The organism is Trinickia sp. (assembly GCF_051961175.1).
GTDB lineage: Bacteria > Pseudomonadota > Gammaproteobacteria > Burkholderiales > Burkholderiaceae > Trinickia.
Genome location: NZ_JBQCDN010000069.1, coordinates 1 through 2,325, shown reverse-complemented (window position 1 = coordinate 2,325; position 2,325 = coordinate 1). Strand labels below are relative to the sequence as shown.

Annotated in this window: 2 protein-coding genes and 1 pseudogene; all 3 read left to right on the top strand. The window is 62.8% G+C overall.

Annotated features, from left to right (window positions below; all coding sequences use genetic code 11):
* A pseudogene (locus ACTHL0_RS03820) lies at positions 1-180 on the top strand (F0F1 ATP synthase subunit beta); the annotation flags it as partial.
* Between the two features lie 101 nt (positions 181-281).
* On the top strand, positions 282-707 hold the full coding sequence (locus tag ACTHL0_RS03815) for a F0F1 ATP synthase subunit epsilon (protein ID WP_440565261.1): 426 nt from the start codon (positions 282-284) through the stop codon (positions 705-707).
* A gap of 275 nt (positions 708-982) precedes the next feature.
* The coding region (locus tag ACTHL0_RS03810; RefSeq protein ID WP_440565260.1) for an AMP-binding protein at positions 983-2,325 on the top strand (1,343 nt) is incomplete at its 3' end.

Sequence of the window (2,325 nt, the reverse complement as noted above, 5' to 3'; positions counted from 1 at the left end):
CAGCCGTTCCACGTTGCTGAAGTGTTCACGGGTTCGCCGGGCAAGTACGTGCCGCTGAAGGAAACGATCCGCGGCTTCAAGATGATCGTCGAAGGCGAGTGCGATCATCTGCCCGAGCAAGCGTTCTACATGGTCGGCACGATCGACGAAGCCTTCGAAAAGGCCAAGAAGATCCAGTAACGGTCGATGTGATGGTTTGGATGGCGGTTTTGGCGCTCGCGGCTTGAGCGCCGGAACTGCTGTACGCATCACGTTCCACCGAGGCTTGCACAGGAATCGATATGGCAACCATCAAAGTAGACGTCGTCAGCGCGGAAGAGCAGATCTTCTCGGGCATGGCGAAGTTCATCGCGCTGCCGGGCGAGGCTGGTGAACTCGGTATCTTGCCGGGCCACACGCCGCTCATCACGCGTATTCGCCCCGGTGCCGTGCGCATCGAGGCCGAAAACGGCCAGGAAGAGTTCGTGTTCGTTGCCGGCGGCATTCTCGAAGTGCAGCCGGGCGCCGTGACCGTGCTCGCCGATACGGCGATTCGCGGCAAGGATCTCGACGAAGCGAAGGCCGAGCAGGCGCGCAAGCGTGCCGAAGAAGCGATGCAAAACTCGGGTTCGAACATCGAGTACGCGACGGCGCAGGCCGAATTGGCCTACGCGACGGCGCAGCTCGCGGCGATCGCCCGCCTGCGCAAGATTCGCGGGCAGCATTGATTCTGGGCTGAACGACGAGGCACGCGCTGTGCTTAGGTGTATGGCGCAGCGGTCCGTTGTCCGCTGCTGAATAAAAGGCTGCGAAAAAGGATGATTGGTAGGAAATTACGCCGCTGGGCTTGCGCCCAAGCGGCGTTTTTTTTGGCCCTTCAGCGCTTACTGGGGGGCTCATGCAGCCCTCTACTGCTGGGCTGCGGGTAAGACTTGATGGGGGCGAGCGGCGCTCGGTGGCACAATCGATCGGAAAAATTTCCTCACGATTGGGAGACATCGAGATGGCGACGCAGCTTCCGCAGGAGGGCGCGCTTATCGCGCCGATCAACGGCCTCTCGTATGTGCGGGGAGGGACCGAAATCGCTTTGAGCGAGGCAACGATCGGGCAGTTCTTGCGCGACACAGCGGCGCGCTTTCCCGAGCGGCCGGCAGTGGTCTTTCGCGAGCAAGGGATCCGATGGACCTGGCGCGAGTTCGCCGACGAAGTGGATGTGCTCGCGGCGGGCCTCGCTTCGGCCGGGATCGGGCGCGGCGACCGCGTCGGTATCTGGTCGCCGAACCGCGTCGAATGGCTGCTGACGCAGTTCGCGACCGCGCGCATCGGCGCCATTCTGGTCAACGTCAACCCGGCCTATCGGCTCGCGGAGGTCGAATACGCGCTGAACAAATCGGGCTGCTGCGCGATCATCACCGCCGAAAGTTTCAAGACGTCGAAGTACGTCGAGATGCTGCAGGCGTTGGCACCTGAACTCGCGCAGTGCGAACCGGGGCAGCTACGCGCGGCGCGCCTGCCTCAACTGCGCCTGGTCGTGCGCATGTGCGACACGCAAACGCCGGGCATGTCGACGTTCTCCGATCTGATCGAGCGCGGCCGCGTGGCACGCGAGACGATCGATCTCGATGCGATCGCGGCTGCGCTATCGGCCGCGGATCCCATCAACATTCAATTCACGAGCGGTACGACTGGGAACCCAAAAGGCGCGACGCTCACGCATCGAAACGTGGTGAATAACGCGCGCTATATCGCCATGACCATGCGTTTTTCCGAAGCGGACGCGCTGTGCATTCCGGTGCCGCTTTATCACTGCTTCGGGATGGTGTTGTCGGTGCTCGCCTGCGTATCGGCCGGCGCGAAGATGGTGTTTCCGGGCGAAGCGTTCGACCCCGCCGCGACGCTGGCGGCTTGCGCCGAAGAACGCTGTACCGCGCTGCATGGCGTGCCGACGATGTTCATCGCGGAACTCGATCTGCCCGATTTTGCGTCGTACGACCTCAGCAGCTTGCGCACGGGCATCATGGCCGGTTCGCCGTGTCCGATCGAGACCATGAAGCGCGTCATGGCGCGGATGCATCTTTCCGAGATCACGATCGCTTACGGGATGACGGAGACGAGCCCGGTCTCGTTTCAAACCGCCACTGACGATCCGCTCGATAAGCGCACCTCGACCGTCGGGCGTATTGCGCCGCACCTCGAAGCGAAAGTGGTCGACGCGACGGGCAACACCATGGGCATCGGCGAAACCGGCGAGCTGTGGACGCGCGGCTACTCGGTCATGCGCGGGTATTGGGACGACGATGCGCGCACGAAAGATGCGATCGTCGACGGATGGATGCGCACCGGCGA

Excerpts from the sequence above, each read along its gene's own strand:
- ACTHL0_RS03815 (WP_440565261.1), top strand. The coding sequence starts at position 282 with ATGGCAACCATCAAAGTAGACGTCGTCAGCGCGGAAGAGCAGATCTTC.